At 63.7% G+C, this 17,562-nt stretch carries 15 protein-coding genes; 8 read left to right on the top strand and 7 right to left on the bottom strand.

What is annotated here, in order from left to right:
• Positions 1-7: 7 nt before the first annotated feature.
• Entirely contained in the window at positions 8-1,417 is a 1,410-nt protein-coding gene (locus AB4Y77_RS06950; protein WP_172322620.1) for an NAD(P)H-quinone dehydrogenase, read from the bottom strand.
• Positions 1,418-1,539: 122 nt separating this feature from the next.
• Here AB4Y77_RS06950 and AB4Y77_RS06945 point away from each other — a divergent pair, with 122 nt between their 5' ends.
• The 4 genes from AB4Y77_RS06945 (at position 1,540) to AB4Y77_RS06930 (ending at position 7,966) form a co-directional block, all read left to right on the top strand.
• Complete coding sequence (locus tag AB4Y77_RS06945; protein ID WP_442013388.1) at positions 1,540-2,340, top strand: purine-nucleoside phosphorylase; 801 nt, start codon at positions 1,540-1,542, stop codon at positions 2,338-2,340.
• Positions 2,341-2,802: 462 nt separating this feature from the next.
• On the top strand, positions 2,803-4,401 hold the full coding sequence (locus AB4Y77_RS06940; protein ID WP_442013387.1) for a glycoside hydrolase family 68 protein: 1,599 nt from the start codon (positions 2,803-2,805) through the stop codon (positions 4,399-4,401).
• Positions 4,402-4,493: 92 nt separating this feature from the next.
• Positions 4,494-6,119, top strand: a complete 1,626-nt coding sequence (locus AB4Y77_RS06935) for a glycoside hydrolase family 32 protein (protein WP_442013386.1) — start codon at positions 4,494-4,496, stop codon at positions 6,117-6,119.
• Between the two features lie 101 nt (positions 6,120-6,220).
• Positions 6,221-7,966 (top strand): phospho-sugar mutase, encoded by a 1,746-nt coding sequence (locus AB4Y77_RS06930; protein WP_311213226.1) that lies wholly within the window; start codon positions 6,221-6,223, stop codon positions 7,964-7,966.
• Positions 7,967-7,976: 10 nt separating this feature from the next.
• Here the strand turns inward: AB4Y77_RS06930 and nirD are convergent, their stop codons facing one another.
• The gene (gene nirD / locus AB4Y77_RS06925; protein WP_311213225.1) at positions 7,977-8,339 is read right to left on the bottom strand and encodes a nitrite reductase small subunit NirD; all 363 of its coding nucleotides are present in this window, start codon (positions 8,337-8,339) and stop codon (positions 7,977-7,979) included.
• 282 nt (positions 8,340-8,621) lie between these two features.
• Here nirD and nirB point away from each other — a divergent pair, with 282 nt between their 5' ends.
• The 3 genes from nirB to AB4Y77_RS06910 are packed head-to-tail and all read left to right on the top strand — an operon-like array spanning position 8,622 to position 13,466.
• Positions 8,622-11,252 (top strand): nitrite reductase large subunit NirB, encoded by a 2,631-nt coding sequence (gene nirB / locus AB4Y77_RS06920; protein ID WP_311213224.1) that lies wholly within the window; start codon positions 8,622-8,624, stop codon positions 11,250-11,252.
• 9 nt (positions 11,253-11,261) lie between these two features.
• Positions 11,262-12,296 carry a uroporphyrinogen-III C-methyltransferase gene (gene cobA, locus AB4Y77_RS06915; RefSeq protein ID WP_442013385.1) on the top strand — a complete coding sequence of 345 codons (1,035 nt, stop codon included), beginning with the start codon at positions 11,262-11,264 and terminating at the stop codon, positions 12,294-12,296.
• Between the two features lie 12 nt (positions 12,297-12,308).
• Complete coding sequence (locus AB4Y77_RS06910; protein WP_311213222.1) at positions 12,309-13,466, top strand: uroporphyrinogen-III synthase; 1,158 nt, start codon at positions 12,309-12,311, stop codon at positions 13,464-13,466.
• Positions 13,467-13,500: 34 nt separating this feature from the next.
• Here the strand turns inward: AB4Y77_RS06910 and AB4Y77_RS06905 are convergent, their stop codons facing one another.
• The 5 genes from AB4Y77_RS06905 to AB4Y77_RS06885 all read right to left on the bottom strand — a co-directional run bounded on the left by AB4Y77_RS06905 (position 13,501) and on the right by AB4Y77_RS06885 (position 16,996).
• A complete protein-coding gene (locus AB4Y77_RS06905; RefSeq protein WP_442013384.1) occupies positions 13,501-14,799 on the bottom strand; it encodes a Y-family DNA polymerase in 1,299 nt (432 codons plus the stop codon).
• A 419-nt stretch (positions 14,800-15,218) separates the two neighbouring features.
• On the bottom strand, positions 15,219-15,650 hold the full coding sequence (locus AB4Y77_RS06900; RefSeq protein ID WP_442013383.1) for a hypothetical protein: 432 nt from the start codon (positions 15,648-15,650) through the stop codon (positions 15,219-15,221).
• Positions 15,632-16,063, bottom strand: coding sequence for a LexA family protein (locus AB4Y77_RS06895; RefSeq protein ID WP_026542753.1), 432 nt, complete (start codon positions 16,061-16,063; stop codon positions 15,632-15,634). Before AB4Y77_RS06895 ends, AB4Y77_RS06900 begins: the two co-directional genes overlap by 19 nt.
• Before the next feature lie 170 nt (positions 16,064-16,233).
• Positions 16,234-16,830, bottom strand: a complete 597-nt coding sequence (locus AB4Y77_RS06890; protein ID WP_442013382.1) for a dihydrofolate reductase family protein — start codon at positions 16,828-16,830, stop codon at positions 16,234-16,236.
• A complete protein-coding gene (locus tag AB4Y77_RS06885) occupies positions 16,811-16,996 on the bottom strand; it encodes a hypothetical protein (RefSeq protein WP_442013381.1) in 186 nt (61 codons plus the stop codon). The genes AB4Y77_RS06890 and AB4Y77_RS06885 overlap by 20 nt, the downstream gene beginning before the upstream one ends.
• Between AB4Y77_RS06885 and AB4Y77_RS06880 the strand changes: the two genes are divergently transcribed.
• Positions 16,995-17,426 carry a hypothetical protein gene (locus AB4Y77_RS06880; RefSeq protein ID WP_442013380.1) on the top strand — a complete coding sequence of 144 codons (432 nt, stop codon included), beginning with the start codon at positions 16,995-16,997 and terminating at the stop codon, positions 17,424-17,426. The two genes, AB4Y77_RS06885 and AB4Y77_RS06880, sit on opposite strands and share 2 nt — an antisense overlap.
• Positions 17,427-17,562: the final 136 nt, after the last annotated feature.

Raw genomic sequence — 17,562 nt, 5'->3', positions numbered from 1 at the left:
GTCGAAACTACATGTGCACGTGCAGGCGCCGTGCAGCCTCCGAGATGGAGCCAGTCAGCGACGGGTACACCGTGAAAGCACTGGCCACATCGTCCACGTGGAGCTTCTGCGTGACGGCCACGGAGATGGGGAAGATGAGCTCCGACGCGTTCGGGCCCACCACCACGCCACCGATCACGGTGCCGGAACCCTTGCGGGCAATGATCTTGACGAAGCCGTCCTTGGTGTTGCGCATCTTGGCGCGGGCATTGCTGAGCAGTGACAGCATCACAACGTCGCCCTGGTACTTCCCGGACGCGAGGTCGGCCTCGGACACACCCACTGAGGCTATTTCAGGGGAGGTGAAAATGTTGGATGCCACCTGGTTGAGCTTCAGCGGCTTCACGCCGTCGCCCATGAAGTGGGCAATCGCGATCCGGCCCTGCATGGCTGCCACGGAGGCGAGGGCGAACACGCCTGTGCAGTCACCGGCAGCGTAGATGTTGGGGGCGGTAGTGCGGGAAACGCCGTCAACCTTGATGTGGCCGGACTCCGTGAGGGTCACACCGGCTTCCTCAAGGCCGACGCCCGCCGTGTTCGGGATGGAACCAACACACACCAAGCAGTGCGTACCCGTCACAATCGATCCGTCACCCAAGGTGACCTTGACGCCGTCGTCCGTTCGCTCCACTGCGTTGGCGCGTGACTTGGACAAAACGTTCACGCCACGACGTTCGAAGACGCCTTCCAGCAGTTTGGCGGCATCGGTGTCCTCGCCCGGGAGAACTTGGTCGCGGCTGGAAATCAGCGTGACCTTGGAGCCCAGTCCGTTGTAGGCGGAGGCGAACTCGGCGCCGGTAACACCGGATCCCACCACGATCAGTTCTTCCGGGAGCTCGTCCAGGTTGTAGATCTGAGCCCAGTTGAGGATGCGTTCGCCGTCGGGCTTGGCAGTGGGGAGTTCTCGCGGGTGGGCGCCGACGGCCAGCAGGATGGCGTCAGCATCAATGGTGCGGGTGCCTTCGAGAGTCAGGACCTCGATGGTGTTGTTGTCCAGCAGCTTGCCGGACCCAATGACGATTTCCACGCCCAGGCGCTCCAGGCCGGCACGGATGTCCTCGGACTGTCCGTGGGCAAGGTTGAGCACGCGGTCGTTGATGTGCTTGAGGTCGGCGCGGGGCTTCGAGGCCGTGCCGTCGCCGTCGAACTTCACTCCCAGCTCGTCCGCCTCACCGACGCGGGTCATGAGGTCGGCGGTGGCAATGAGGGTCTTGGAAGGCACGACGTCGGTCAGCACGGCAGAGCCGCCAAGGCCTGCCCGCTCAACAATGGTGACGTGGGCGCCGAGTGAGGCGGCCACCATGGCAGCTTCATATCCGCCGGGACCACCTCCCAGGATCGCGATACGGGGGGCACTGAAGTCAACTTGGGTGGTCACAATCCTCAATTCTCGCTCATTGCAGCGTCGGCTGCCACTCAGCCCACCCTCACCCGCGCAGGGGTCCCTACCAAAGTCCTGCGGCTGCAGGGTAGCTTGTACCAGTGAGTAACACTGAGCTGATGAACACAGACCCCTTTGAGGCCGCGAAGGCCGCCGCAGACTTCATCGCCGCGGAGACCGGCGTCGAGTCCCATGACGTAGCCCTGGTGCTCGGATCCGGTTGGGCGGAGGCCGCCGACCTCATCGGCGAAACCACCGCCACCCTGAACGCCTCGGAGGTCCCCGGTTTCCACAAACCGGCGGTGGTGGGCCATATTGGCACCATCCGCTCCGTCCTGACCAAGGAGGGCAAGCGCGCGCTCGTCCTGGGGGCGCGGACCCACTACTACGAAGGCCGCGGCGTACGGTCCGTGGTCCACGGCGTTCGCACCGCAGCCGCAGCCGGCTGCAAAACCTTGGTACTCACCAACGGTTGCGGCGGGCTGAACGAAGACTGGACACCGGGCACCCCCGTCCTCATCAGCGACCACATCAACCTCACCGCTACCTCACCGCTTGAGGGCGCCACGTTTGTTGACCTCACCGATCTCTACTCCTCGCGCATCCGGGACCTCGCCCGTGAAGTGGACGCTTCCCTGCAGGAAGGCGTGTACGCACAATTCACCGGACCGCATTACGAAACACCGGCAGAGGTCCAGTACGCCAAGCGGATCGGCGCAGACCTGGTGGGCATGTCCACGGCGCTGGAAGCAATCGCCGGCCGCCATGCAGGAATGGAAGTTTTCGGGATTTCCCTGGTCACCAACCTTGCAGCCGGCATCAGCCCGGTTCCTTTGAGCCACGCCGAAGTTCTGGAAGCCGGGCAGGCAGCCGGCAGGCGGATCTCCAAGCTCCTGGCGGACATCATCGCCAAGCTCTGACTGCGTCACCGGGAAGCGGGGCCACCATCCATGGTGGCCCCGCTTTGCTGATTAAGAGGGTGCGCGCTAACAATTCCGGACCGGAAGTAAACGCACAGCAAATTCTCAGGATAAATATGTTTTATGGCGCAACATTTGATCCCGCGCCCCAGCATGTGGCACGCGCGCCCGTTGGCAATGTAAACGCTTGCGCAAATACCCGCCGGTAGCTCAAATCGCACGCTCAACACCGTTTGATGTCCGACCTAACACGTGTCTAGCGTGGAAAGTGTCCCGGCAAGTCGACGTGCCGGTACCACCGCGGCGGAGGCCCACGAGGCTCCGCCGCACCTCGAAACGATGGCGTCCCTCGGTGATGCCTCCAGCGGATCGATGGACGCCCCAGTTGTAGAGAACCCCCAACCGGGGGTCAGGGCATGAGCCCCACTCCACGAAGTCCAACACTCCGCGAGAAGAGTAAGCATGAACACGCACTCAACCCCTCAAAGGCCGCGCCGCCGGCTGCGACAGGCAGTAGCCCTCGCAGCCGCAGCCAGCGTGGCCGGCAGCATCCTGCTGGTGACGCCGGCCGCGCAGGCGAACCTGCCGGCTGATCCGCCGTCGAGCACCATGCCGGCACCCACGCCCGGCTTCCCGTTGCCTACCAATCACACACAGCAGGCGTACGATCCCGCGGCGGACTTCACGTCCAAGTGGACGAGGGCCGACGCCAAGCAGATCATGGCCCAGAGCAATCCCAATGTTGCGCCCGGCCAGAACTCGATGAGCCCGAACGTCACCATGCCGGAGATCCCCAAGGACTTCCCGGCCATGAACGACGACGTCTGGGTGTGGGACACCTGGTCCCTCACCGACGAGAATGCCAACCAGATCAGCTACAAGGGCTGGGACGTCGTCTTCTCCTTGGTGGCTGACCGGCATGAGGGCTACGGCTTCGACCAGCGCCACTGGAATGCCAGAATCGGCTACTTCTTCCGCAAGACCAACGCCGATCCTGCCAAGGACAAGTGGAACTACGGCGGACACCTGTTCCTGGACAACACGTCCATCGGCAACACGGAGTGGTCCGGTTCCACCCGCCTCATGCAGGGCAACAAGATCAACGTCTTCTACACGGCCACCACGTTCTACGATGTGGCCGAGCGGAACGCAGGCGGCGGCGGCATCGCTCCCGACGCCGCAATCGCCAAGGCCTTGGGTAACATCCACGCCAACCAGAACGGCGTGACCTTCGACGGTTTCCAGCACACCAAGCTCCTGGAACCGGACGGAAAGCTCTACCAGAACAAGGCGCAGAACCCCGGCTTCGCGTTCCGTGACCCGTACACCTTCGCTGACCCGGCACACCCCGGCAAGACCTTCATGGTCTTCGAAGGAAACACCGGCGGCACCCGCGGCTCCTACAAGTGCAAGCAGGAAGACCTTGGCTACGCGGCCGGCGACCCCAACGCGGAGACTCTGGCCCAGGTCAACAGCACCGGCGCTTGGTACCAGACCGCGAACGTGGGCTTGGCAGTCGCAGACAACAAGGACCTGACCAAGTGGAGCTTCCTCCCGCCGATCTTGTCCGCCAACTGCGTCAACGACCAGACTGAGCGTCCGCAGATCTTCATCCAGAACGAGAACGGCAAGAACAAGTACTACCTGTTCACCATCAGCCACCAGTTCACGTACGCGGATGGCATGCGCGGCCCTGACGGCGTCTACGGTTTCGTCGGCAACGGCGTCCGCTCCGACTACCAGCCGGTCAACAACAGCGGCTTGGCCCTTGGCTCCCCTACGGACCTGAACATGCAGGCCAACGCTCCGGAAGGTCCGGACCCGCGCCAAAACGGCCGGCAGTTCCAGGCGTACTCGCACTACGTGCAGCCCGGCGGGCTCGTCCAGTCCTTCATCGACAACGTGGACGGCGTCCGCGGCGGTTCCCTGTCGCCCACCGTGAAGATGAACTTCAAGGCCGGCGTGACGCAGGTTGACCGCAGCTTCGGCAAGAACGGCCTTGGCCCGTTTGGCTACCTGCCCACCAACGTCCGCGTTGGCGGCGAAGGCCACTACAAGTAGGCCGCAACACCCCGGCCCTCAGGCCACGGCAAGGGTGCCGGCTCCAGAAGAGCCGGCACCCTTGCCACCCCCAACCCTCAGGATTTCTCCCCATGACTTACCCCAGCCCCCACCTGTCCCGCCGCCAATTGCTGGCCGCAAGTGCCGCCGTCGTGGTCGCCTTCTCTGCCGTGTCCTGCACCCGGACGGAAGGCCCGACGCCGGCCCCCACCCCGGGCGGGCACCGCCCGTCCCCTTCGGATCCATGGCGGCCCGTCGCGCATCTGACGGCGGGGAAGAACTGGCTCAACGACCCCAACGGGCTCGTCTACCACGACGGCACCTACCACGCTTTCTACCAGTACAACCCGCACGGAAACTCGTGGGGCAACATGTCCTGGGGCCACTCCACCAGCACGGACCTGGTGCATTGGGACGAGCAACCCGTAGCCATGGAGGCGAGCCCTGAAGAAGAGATCTTCTCGGGCTGCATCGTGATGGATACGAACAATGCGTCCGGCCTCGGCTCGGCGGAGAACCCACCCATGGTGGCCCTGTACACCAGCGCCTACGGCAAAAACGGCGCGCTGCCTCAAGGTGCCCAGGCGCAATCGATCGCGTTCAGCCTGGACAACGGGACCTCGTGGCAGAAGTACAAAGGGAACCCCGTCCTGAACCTTGCCCCTACCAACAACAATTTCCGCGATCCCAAAATTACTTGGTATGAACCCGGCCGCTACTGGGTCATGACCACCGTGGTGGCCGACGCCCAGGTAGTGAAGATGTTCAAGTCCACGGACCTCCTCCGCTGGGAATTCCTGAGTGACTTCTCCGGAGCCGGCGCCCAAGGTGGGCTCTGGGAAGTACCTGAACTTGTGCAGATGGACGTGGAGGACTCCACGGCCAAGAAGTGGGTCATGCTCCTGAGCATCAACCCCGGGGGCATCGCAGGCGGCTCAGGGATGCAGTACTTCGTGGGTGAGTTCGACGGAACCCGCTTCACCGCCGAAAACGCGGCTGCCGCTGATGCACCGCTCGAGGAATCGCAGTGGCTGGATCACGGCGCGGACTACTACGCAGCAAACTCCATTTCCGGTGCGCCCGGGGACAAGCCCGTACTCCTGGGCTGGATGGGCAACTGGGACTACGCCCAGGATGTGCCGACCACGCCGTGGCGCGGTTCCATGGCCGTTCCCCGTGAACTCACCTTGGTTCGGGGCGGGAAACGGTTTGAGTTGCGATCGGCCATCGCCGGTGCCGCCAAGGAGACGCTGGAACGCTCCGGTGAAGTCAAGAGCAAAAACCTCACCGTAGGGTCCTCACTCCAGGACCTGGGTCCGGACTTCGCAGCCCGGACGCAGCTGATCGAACTGGAGATGGACCTCGTCTCTGCGAGCGAGGCCGGCCTGATCCTTCGGCAATCCTCCGACGGCAAAGCCGGCCTCCGCATCTCCTACACCCAGGAAACACGCACCGTCAGGGTGGACCGGTCAAAGGCCGGGACCAGCAACTTCTCGGAGAAGTTCAGCCCGTTCCATGAGGTTAAGCTGCCGTCCTCCGGGAATGATCGCACCGTCCGGCTCACGATTCTCCTGGATGCGTCCTCGGTGGAGGTCTTCATTGGCTCTGGAGAGGCGGTCATCTCAGACATCTTCTTCCCGGACTGGGACAACACCGGATCCTCGGCGTTCAGCTCGGAGGGCGACACGGACTTCACCATCACTTCCCGCGCGCTCTAACGCCCTCCGAGGGCTGGATCCCACCTATTACAACTACCCCTCAAGGCCGGATCCCACACCCCGTTGCCCCTTCGCGGCTCATTGAGGATAGTTTTGACCCTATGACATCCAGCGATGCCGCACTTGAACAACTGCTCACCGACGCCCGCGAGTGGGCTTCCCAGGATCCAGACCCGGCGACGTCCGCTGCCCTGGAGGAGCTGGCCGACCTCGCCAGCGGCGGTGATGCGGGAGCAGCCCAGGAACTGGGCGACAGCTTCAACGGCACCCTGCAATTCGGCACAGCCGGCCTCCGCGCAGCGCTCGGCCCGGGGCCAAACCGCATGAACCGCGTGGTGGTCCGCCGGGCCGCGGCGGGCCTGGCGGCGTTCCTCACCGAAACGGTAGCTGCCGCTGCGCCGGGCACCCGGCCCCGCGCCGTCGTCGGCTTCGATGCCCGCTACAACTCGGACATTTTCGCGGAAGAGACTGCGGCGATCTTCACAGCGGCAGGCATAGAGACGTTCCTGATGCCGGCAGCACTTCCGACGCCGTTGCTCGCCTACGCGGTCAGGAACCTGGACTGCGACGGCGGTGTGATGGTGACAGCCAGCCACAACCCGCCGCAGGACAACGGCTACAAGGTCTACCTGGGACGACACGCAGTGTCCGAAAGCGGGCGCGGATCCCAGATCGTCGCGCCGTACGACGCAGAAATCGCCGCCAGGATCGAAGCCGTGGGTGCCTTGGACTCCATTGAACTGGCAGACAGTGGTTGGACAGTGCTGCCGACGGCCATCGCCGCCGACTACGAATCCGCCATGGCAGGACTGGTGGATCGTGAACACTTCCCCGCGAGGGACCTCAAGATCGTCCTGACGCCCATGCACGGTGTGGGCGGCGAAACAGCTGTCTCCGTCCTGAAGGCAGCGGGTTTCACGGACGTCTCCCTCGTGGCCGAACAAGCCGAGCCGGATCCGGACTTCCCCACTGTCGCGTTCCCCAACCCGGAGGAGCCCGGCGCGCTGGACCTGGCCCTCGCGGCCGCCGCAGAGTCGGGCGCAGACATCGTTTTGGCCAACGACCCCGACGCCGACCGGGCTGCGGTCGCCGCTTTGGACCCCTCGACGGGATCCTGGCGGATGCTCCGCGGCGATGAAGTGGGTGCGCTGCTGGGTGCCCACATTGTGGCCCGCATGGCAGTCAGCGAAGGCGAAGAACCCCGGGACGGCGTCTTCGCCAACTCGATCGTTTCCTCGCGTCTGTTGTCGCGGATCGCCGCGGCCGCAGGGTACAAGCATGAGGAAACGCTGACGGGCTTCAAATGGATTTCACGGGTTCCCGGCCTCAGCTACGGATATGAGGAAGCACTGGGTTACTGTGTGGCACCGGACCTGGTGCGCGATAAGGACGGCATTTCAGCTGCAGTCCTCATCGCCGAATTGGCCGCCGCGGCCAAGGCCGAGGGCAAGACGATCTTCGACACCCTTGATGACCTCTATCTGGTCCACGGACTGCACGCCAGCGACCAACTGAGCATCCGGGTCGCCGACCTGGGACTCCTCGATGCCATGATGAACCGCTTGCGCGTCAACGCGCCGGAAGCGTTCGGTGGCTCCGCCGTCGAGGTCTTCACTGACCTCGCCGAAGGAAGCGAAGCCTTGCCGCCCACGGACGGTCTGTTGTACCTCACCCGGGACCAAAGCCGGGTCATCATCCGGCCAAGTGGCACGGAGCCCAAACTCAAGTGCTATTTGGAAGTCATTCAGGCCGTGGACTCCGCGGCGGAACTGCCCGCTGCACGCCAAGCAGCGCGGACATCCCTGGACGATGTCCTCAGGGATGTCCGCGAAGCATTGGGCCTTTAGCCGGCTTGGCTTAGAGTTCAACCTCGATAAAGCCGTCCACCAAACGGGCGGCGAACACGTCGAGCTTGAGTTCAGGGTTGGTGAAGCACTCCCCGGTTTCGAGGTCGTAGACCTCTTTGTGCAACGGCGAGGCGATGGTCGGCCGGCTTCCGCGGGATCCAATGATGCCGCGGGCCATGACGTTGGCCAGTGTTGCCGGGTCCTGCTGTGCCACAGCGAATACTTCGGTGGGCGTGGTGCGGAACAGGGCAACCTGGCGGCCGGCGATCAGTGCCGCTTCCCCCCAGGCCACTTCGAGCTCATCCACCGGGCAAACGATGTGCCACTCGCCGGTGGTGGCCAGGTCCTCGGCACGGTCCAGAATTACGGTCATTTCAGCCCCTCTCACTGTGTCCGGGTGGTGGCTTTTCGCACCGTCACTCCCCCGGACCGGGCCACGCTTGCGGCCACTCTTCCACGCTAGGACCCGGGTGTTTCATCAGGTGTCCGGGTTTGTGTCCAACGCGTAAAAGAGACCTCACACCCCACGAAATGCGTTTGTGATGCAGAAGTTAAGATCACGAAACATAAGGGAAACTGAAGCGAAACTGCCCGTCCCTAGGCTGGAACCACAAGTTGCGGAGATCCGTCTGCAACATCTGCGAAAGGCCCACCAGTGACCGGACACACTTCAAGTACAGAGAACCCGCGCCGCGTCGTCGTCGTCGGCGGCGGTCCCGCTGCCCACCGTTTCGCTGATGCCATGGTCAATCGCGGTCTTGAAGGTTGGCAGGTTACGGTGCTGACCGAAGAGGCGCACCTCCCCTACGACCGCGTAGCGTTGAGCAAGGCCCTCACGGAAACCGACGTTGACCTCACCTTGGGGGAAGCGTCCATGTGGGACCACGAGGCTTTGACCCTCAAGACCGGCGAGCGCGCCGTCAAGATTGACCCCGCGGCCAAGAGCGTCCTCACCGCGGCGGGAAACAAGTACGAATACGACCACCTGGTGGTGGCTTCGGGCTCGGACGCTGCCCGTCTCCCTATTCCCGGTGCTGAACACACCCACGTTTACCGCACGCTCGAAGACGTGTGGGCGATTAACAAGGCCATCGCCGGGCTGCGCGAAAAGCTGGGCCGCAAGGTCAACGCCGTGACCATTGGTGGTGGCCTGTTGGGACTTGAGTCCGCTGCCGGTACCGAGCAGCTGGGCGCCACTCCGATCGTCATCAATGGCGCGCCTTGGCTGATGAATACCCAGTTGGACGAGGGAGCCGGCCAGTCGCTCGGTCGCCTGATCGAGGCAAAAGGCTTCGAAGTCCACGGTGGCGTCTTCCCGTCGGAGGTAGTGACGGACGACGACGGCAACGTCACCGGTGTCCTCATGGCTGACGGCCGCACTATTGACGCCGACCTCGTCATTGTTGCCATCGGCGTCAAGCCCCGTGACGATCTCTTCCGCGCCGCAGAGGGCGAGGAACAGCTCTTCAGCCTGGGCCAGCGCGGCGGCGTGGTCATCAACGACTTCTGCGCCACTGAAGTGGACGGCATCTGGGCCATCGGCGAGGTGGCCAACTTTGAAGGCATGTGCCTTGGCCTGGTAGCACCCGCCAACACCATGGCCGAGATCGTTGCCGACCGCCTGCACGGCGGCGAGGCTACGTTCCCCGGCTTCGACACTGCCACCAAGCTCAAGTTGTCGGGTGTGGACGTTGCCAGCTTTGGTGACGCGTTCGCCCGGACCGAACACTCCCTGGAAATCGTCTACGCCGACCCCGCACGCGGCGTCTATCAGAAGATTGTCACCACAGACGATGCCAAGACCCTCCTGGGCGGCATCTTTGTGGGTGACGCTTCCCCCTACATGAGCCTCCGTCCGTTGCTGGGACGCGAACTCGCGGCAGAGCCCGGCGCATATTTGAGCGCCGCCGGTGGCGGCGAAGCTCCCGAGACCGAGCTGCCGGACGACGCCATCCTGTGCTCCTGCAACAACGTTGCGGCCGGGACCATCCGCGACACCATCAACGGATGCGGAGCCTGCGAAGGTAACGCTCCCGTCCAGGAGCTCGGCGAGCTCAAGGGCTGCACCCGCGCCGGCACGCAGTGTGGTTCTTGTGTCCCCATGCTGAAGAAGCTCCTCGAGGGCGAACTGACGAAGTCCGGCATCGAGGTCTCCAAGGCGCTGTGCGAGCACATCAGCCTCTCCCGCCAGGAATTGTTCGACGCAATCCGCGTCCTGGAGCTCTCTTCCTTCGAAGAGATCATGGCCAAGTACGGCACCGGTGCGGGCTGCGATATCTGCAAGCCGACCATCGCCTCCATCCTGGCCAGCCAGCACTCGGCCTACGTCCTGGACGCCGGCCGCGGCTCCCTTCAGGACACCAACGACCGCGCCTTGGCGAACATGCAGAAGGACGGCACGTATTCGGTGGTCCCCCGCATCGCCGGTGGTGAGATCACGCCCAAGGGCCTCGGCGTCATCGCCGCGGTTGCTGAGAAGTACAACCTCTACACCAAAATCACCGGCGGCCAGCGCATTGATATGTTCGGTGCCCGACTGGAGCAGCTCCCGGACATCTGGAAGGAACTGGTGGACGCCGGTTTCGAGTCCGGCCAGGCCTACGGCAAGAGCCTGCGCACAGTGAAGTCCTGCGTTGGATCCACATGGTGCCGTTTCGGTGTCCAGGATTCCGTGGCCATGGCCATCGCTTTGGAGCTTCGCTACCGTGGCCTGCGCAGCCCGCACAAGCTGAAGATGGGCGTTTCCGGTTGCGCCCGCGAGTGTGCAGAGGCCCGCGGCAAGGACGTGGGCGTCATCGCCACGGCCGATGGCTGGAACCTGTACGTCGGTGGCAACGGTGGCGCCACTCCGGCCCACGCCCAGCTGCTGGCCAAGGACCTGGACGACGAAACCCTGCTCAAGTACATCGACCGCTACCTCATGTACTACATCCGCACCGCTGACCGCCTCCAGCGCACGGCACGCTGGCAGGAAGAGCTCGACGGCGGCATCAAGCACGTCGAGGAAGTAGTGGTCAACGACTCCTTGGGCATCGCCGAAGAGCTTGAAGCCGCCATGGCCAAGCACATCGACACCTACGAGGACGAGTGGGCCGAGACCTTGAAGGACCCGGAGCGTCTCCGCCGTTTCCGTTCCTTCGTCAACGCCCCCGACCAGAAGGACCAATCCATTTCCTTCGTTCCGGAGCGTGGCCAGATCCGCCCGGCCACCAACGAGGAAAAGGGCGGCGTGCTCATCGCTTCCACTATCCCGGTCCGCAGCGAAACCGTCGGCGCAGAAAACTAGGGGTTCACCATGCAGCTCACCATTGATCTCACCGGCCGTGACGTCCTTGTCACGGGATCGGAAAAGTCTGCCCGCCAAGCCGTCCGCCGCTATCAGACCGCAGGGGCCAACGTGTACCGGCTGAGCACACCGGAAGGTGTACCGGGTGACGGTCAGCTCCCGGAGCGCCCGTTCCTGGTGGCGATAGTGGACGACGGCGAGGCCGGTTGGCTGCCGCTGGTGGAACGCTGCCGCGACGCCGGAATCCCGGTTGCTTTTGAGCCTGCACCTGGCGCCGACGGCCATGTGACCTTGGTGGGTGGAGGTCCGGGAGCCTTGGACCTGCTCACGGTTGGTGCCGTGGACGCCTTGCGCGATGCCGATGTGGTGTTTTACGACCGTCTGGCACCGTACCAGGAGCTGGCCGACCTGACCTCGGCCGAACTGGTGGATGTTGGCAAGCAGCCGGGCCTGCACAAGGTGACGCAGCGTGACATCGAGAAGCTCATGGTCGAAGCTGCGCTGCTGGGCAAGAACGTGGTCCGCCTCAAGGGCGGCGATCCGTACGTGTTCGGCCGCGGCGGCGAGGAAGTGGCCGCCTGTGTTGCGGCCGGCGTCCCTGTACGGGTGATTTCCGGTGTCACCAGCGCCATCTCCGTCCCCGCCGCAGCCGGGATCCCGGTCACGCACCGCGAAGTCAGCCACATGTTCACCGTAGTGTCCGGCCATGCCCCCTTGACCGAGAGGGAACACACCCACCTTGCCGGCCTTGGCGGGACGATTGTGGTCCTCATGGGCATTGGTACCCTTCCCCAGCTTGCCGCAGGGCTGCGCCGGGCAGGCATGAACGCGGACATGCCCATGGCTGTGGTGGAACGCGGCTACCGCCCGGGGCAGCGCACCACCATCGCTGACTTGGGTACGATCGAAACAGCTGCCACAGGCTGCAGCAACCCGGCCGTGCTGGTCATCGGCGAGGTGGTCCGGGTGGCTGAAGCCAACCGCAATCATGCAGAAGCATCCGCTGAACTGAGCCGCCTCGCGGCTTCGCTCCTTGAAGCCTGAAGGTAAAAACACATGACTGTTGCACGCGCCATCGAAGTCCACGACGCTACCGCCGCTCCGGGAGTTTCCGAAGCCGTCGATGCGCCGCTGGACGGATTCCGAATCGGCGTCACCTCGCACCGCCGCTCCCGTGACCTCATTGAGGCACTGGAGCGCCGCGGTGCGAGCGTGTTGCACGCCCCCGCCTTGAAGATCGCCCCTGTGCAGGAAGACATGGTCCTCATCGAGGACACCCGCACCATCATTGCTGCCAAGCCCGACATCTGCATCGCCACCACCGCCTACGGCATGCGCCGCTGGTGTGAGGCCGCCGATTCCTTCGGCATCGGCGAGCAACTCCTGGAAACCCTGTCCGCCTGCCGCATGTTCGTCCGAGGCCCCAAGGCCCGCGGTGCCGTGCGGGCTGCCGGTCTTGCGGACGTCGGAATCAGCAGTGACGAAACCACTGCCACGCTGGTGGACATGCTGCTGACCGAAGGTGTGCGCGGCAAAACCGTGGCCGTGCAGCTGCACGGATACACCGATGTCCGCCAGCTGGAACGGCTCCGCATGTCCGGCGCCACGGTCCTGACGGTGACCCCGTACCGCTGGGTGAAGCCCGACGGCGAAGACAAGCTGCCGCGCCTGATCGAGGCAGTGGTGGGCGGCAACCTGGACGTACTGACGTTCACCAGCGCGCCAGCCGTGGACGCCATGTGGAGCACAGCCCACGAAATGGGCCTCTACCGGCAGCTCATCGAAGCCCTCAAAGGGCCCGTCACTGTTGCCGCTGTTGGGCCGGTCACCGCACAACCACTGGTCGACGCCGGGCTGACGCCACTGATCCCGGACCGTTACCGCATGGGCGCACTGATCCGGTTGGTAACCGAACACTTGTCCCTCAACCATGTACGCCGGTTGGAGACCAAGAGCGCCACGATCGAACTGCGCGGGCGCTGCCTGCGGATCAACGGTGAGGTGGTGGACCTGGCACCGGCTCCCCTGCTGCTCCTGCGGGCGCTGCTCGGCGCGGGCGGAGCAGTACTGTCCCGGGAAGCGCTCTCGGACCTGTTGGACCTGCGCGGCTCTGTGCATGCCCTGGACATGACGGTCAGCCGCCTGCGTTCCTCGCTGCCGGATGGCAAGCTCGTTGAGACCGTAGTGAAGCGCGGTTACCGGCTGCGGGCGTAGGCTCCCTGCCTCCACGAGGTGGTTTCCTCCCACGTCAGGCCGCCTTCACCAAGGGCAGTTCATCCCAGTTGGTGGTGTACCGGGGGCTGAGCATGTCCCGTTTCATGGACCAGTCCGGTCCTCCCTTGATTCCCGCGTGCCCCAAACCGATGGAGCCGCGGCCGTACCGCTTGCTGACTTGCTCCAGCAGCGGGCCGATGCCACGCTCTTCGTGCCGGTTCTCGAAGATCTCCAAGGGCTTCTGGTTGCCGCTGGGGCGGAGGTCGGTCACCATGATGCCGGCCTTGGCGTATCTCACGCCTTCCTGGATCCTTGGAACCAACGCGTGCGCTGCCTTGGTCAGCAGGACGGGATCCGAGGTGGGCATCGGGAGTTTGACGTTAACGGTGGGAAACGACTTGTCGTTGGGGTTGTAGACCGATGTGGCAGCAAAGGCTGTCAGCAACTTTGCTTGGAGGTCGTGTTTGGCCAGCCTGGCACTTGCCATCTGCCCGTAGACGCTGAGCACCTGCCGCAGCTGCGCCGCCGTCGTAATCGGTGTGGAAAAGGAGCGGGAGAAGATCAACTGGTCCCTCCCGATCCTTTCCTCCTCCATCGGGATGCACGGGGTGCCCTGGAGTTCCAGCACCGTGCGCATCATGACAATGGAGAACTTGTCCCGCAAAGCCACGGGGTCAGCCCGGACCAGATCCAGGATGGAGAAGATCCCCATGGCATTCAGACGTTTGGTCAGCCTGGTCGCAACACCCCAGATCTCAATCACGGAGAGCCGCGCCATCAGCGCTTCGCGGAGGGCTTCAGGGATCGAGTCCCAGCGGCACACTCCGTTGAAGCCCGGATTGTGTTTGGCCCACTTGTTGGCCAACTTGGCGAGGGTCTTGGTTCTGGCGATGCCCACACAGACCGGAACCCCCACATGCCGTTGGCACGCAGCTTTGATGGTGCGTCCCAGTTCCAGCAGGTCTTCCGGCTGACCTTTCACCCCCAGAAACGCCTCATCAATGGAGTAGACCTCCTGCCACGCCGAGTAGCGGGCCAGAAGTTCCATGACGCGGGAACTGATGTCCCCATAGAGTTCGTAGTTGCTGGACAGGGCAATGAGTCCCCATTCCTCGGCCCGTGGAGCAAGTTTGAACCATGGCTCCCCCAGCCCGATCCCCAGCTTCTTGGCTTCCGGAGACCTGGTCACTGCGCAGCCGTCGTTGTTGGACAACACAATCAGCGGCTTACCCTCCAGCGAGGGGTTGAACGCACGCTCCGCCGACGCATAGAAGCAGTTGATATCCACGTGGGCGATCTCCTGCATCTGATGCATGATGGCTGGCTTGGACATCGTCCTCCTCCGTTCGGCCCTAGCATGCGCGCGGCCGTTCCTTAGCAGGACACGCCACGTATTCGAACATATCTTCGAATACCTTCACTGTACCGCCACGCACCGACAAGAAGACCTCGTCTCGATATGCATCTGACCCGGTAGTCCAGCAGAGGCCTCAACCCTTGACCGTAATTCGTTTTGAGGAGGACCACCTGGCCCCCATCGCACTGGCAAACGTGACGACCTCGGATTTGGCGGCACTTATCGCGAGATCCTTGACGCGGGCTTTGATCTTCTCATCGTCAATTACCCCGGATCTGCAGGTTCCGGCGTCGCATTTCAGGAACTTGCCGTAGCGGTTCCGGGCAATCACTATCCTCGCGTGTCGACCGAAGCATAAAGACGCTGGGCTGCAATGGTCGACGTCCTGACACCCATCACGCAGAACCGCGCCCGCCTCGTGGGCCATGCTCAAAAGAGCGCTCCAAAGCCGCGGTGAGAACAGCGGGCGCCAGCCGGTCCACCAGGTCTACCGGCCGGCCCTCGCGCAGCGCCGGGCATCCGGTGACCATCCAAGCGGCAAAGTAGTTATGCGGAATACCCAGGGCCATGGCCCGGACAAACAGCCCCAACACCACGGGGTGCAAGGACAGGTCTTCCCGGAACTGGAAGCCTGGACAGTAAGTGCCGTCCGCTGAAAACACCCGCACCAGTTGTTGCATCACAGGTTCCGGATCCTCATGTATCTGCGCAAGCCGGCTCCGGACCTTTTCCAGGCTTGGCAGGCCGAACTCAGCGCCCATCCGTTCCCACAGCTCGCTGGGAATGGGCCCTTGCGAACGGGCCGGACTCAGATGTGGTGCAGGCACGTGGTGGCAACTCCCCAGATGGTCAGTTCGGAAAGTGCCGGCACGCGGATGTCCGGATACTTGGGATTGTCTGCTTGGAGGATCACACCCGAAGGCGTGACGCGGAGCCTTTTGATGGTCAGTTCACCATCGAGGACAGCCACGACGACGGACCCATCCTTGGGCTCCAGCGCACGGTTGACGATCAGCTCATCACCATCACTGATCCCGGCACCTTCCATGGATTGCCCCGTCACCCTGACCACAAAAGTGCTGGTGACATCCTTGATAAGGTGCTCGTTGAGATCGATCCGGCCATCAAAATAGTCCTGCGCCGGCGACGGATACCCGGCTGCCACCGGGAGAGGTGCCAGCAAAACCGACATCAGGGAAAAGCCCGCATCTATCACGCGGGGGCCGACTATCACGCCCACAACACACCTTTATTCGAATATATGTTCGATAGTCGAGTGTACAGCGGATGACGGACATTGTGGTCGCTCGCCCCGTTCCAAAGGGTGCTGTCACGGTACCCGCAGAGTGCCGTGAGACGCGTAGGGTCACCCGCCAGCCGTAATAATGGCGGGATGGCGCCAAGGCTGGATCAGCGCTGCACCCGGTACCGCACGTGGGTGACGAGTCCGGTCCCGCGCGCTTCGATCGGTTCAAGCGTCACGTCCCCCACGCCGTCGAGCAGCCGTTCGCCACCACCGAGGATCACGGGAGAGATGTGAAGCCGCAGCTCGTCCATGAGGCCGGCGGAGAGATATTGCCGGGCGGTTTGTGCTCCCCCCGCAATAGCCACGTCCCTGTCCCCGGCGGCTTCCCTGGCCTGGGCCAAGGCCGCTTCGATGCCGTCAGTGACGAAATGGAAAGTGGTGCCACCTTCCATCGCCAGCGGCTCGCGCTGGTGATGGGTCAGGACGAAAACAGGTGCATGATACGGCGGCTCCTCACCCCACCAGCCGCGCCATTCCTGGTCCCAAGGACCCGGTCCAGGCCCGGCGAACATGTTCCGGCCCATGATGTAGGCACCAGCTTCGAGGATGCCCGCGATCTCAGCGGCGCTGGCCTCCCTCTGCTCGAACTGCCAGCGGTGCAGGCTCTCGCCTCGCTCCCCCAACGGTTCGTCCAGGGACTGGTTGGGTCCGGCAACATATCCGTCAAGGGAAACAGTCAGATCACAGGTGACTCGGCTCATGCGCCCATCCTGCCACCGCCCACCCCAGGCGCATAGGCCCGATCCCGGCCATCACAGCACTGCCCGCATGGCATTCGGCGGTCTCCGCGGAGGTCTGTACGGCGGAACGGAGCAGCCCTACGCTGAACCTGTTCACCAGCGCGAAGACGCGAAAAGAGGCAGCCATGGCACGGGATCCAAAACCCACGTTGGAGCAACTGAATATCCTGGTCGGCGAGTGGGAAACGTCGGTCCCTGGCAAGGAGGTCTCCGGCCGGACAACTTTCCAATGGCTGGAAGGTGGAGGCTTCCTCATCCAACGATCCACAGTCCAGCGGCCGGAGTATCCCAATGCGGTCAGCGTCATTGGTGCCACAGGCTCGGACGGAGCCTTCCAGCAGCACTATTTCGATTCCCGGGGTGTCGCCCGGATCTACGATATGACGCTCAAGGACAAGGTATGGGTTCTCTTCCGGGACGGCCCGGACTGGCCCCAGCGCTTCGTTGGCCACTTCACCGAGGACAGCAACACCATCACCGCCCGCCTGGAACGCGGTACCTACCCAGGCGGGCCGCTGGAGCACGACTTCGACATGATCTACACCCGTATTGTTTAGCGCACCCTGAACCCAAGTACTCCACCTCATTTACAGATCCCCTGCCCGGTGGGAACATAAGCCCCATAGTCCGCGGAGGCATCGCCCGGCCACACCCGGCGCCGTCAGCTGCAGCTATGTAGTCAGCTCTCCTCTG

The sequence above is a fragment of the Paenarthrobacter sp. YAF11_1 genome (assembly GCF_052113445.1).
Taxonomy (GTDB): Bacteria; Actinomycetota; Actinomycetes; order Actinomycetales; family Micrococcaceae; genus Arthrobacter.
The sequence above is the reverse complement of the archived record's forward strand: the minus strand, read 5'-3'. Positions and strand labels throughout refer to the sequence as shown.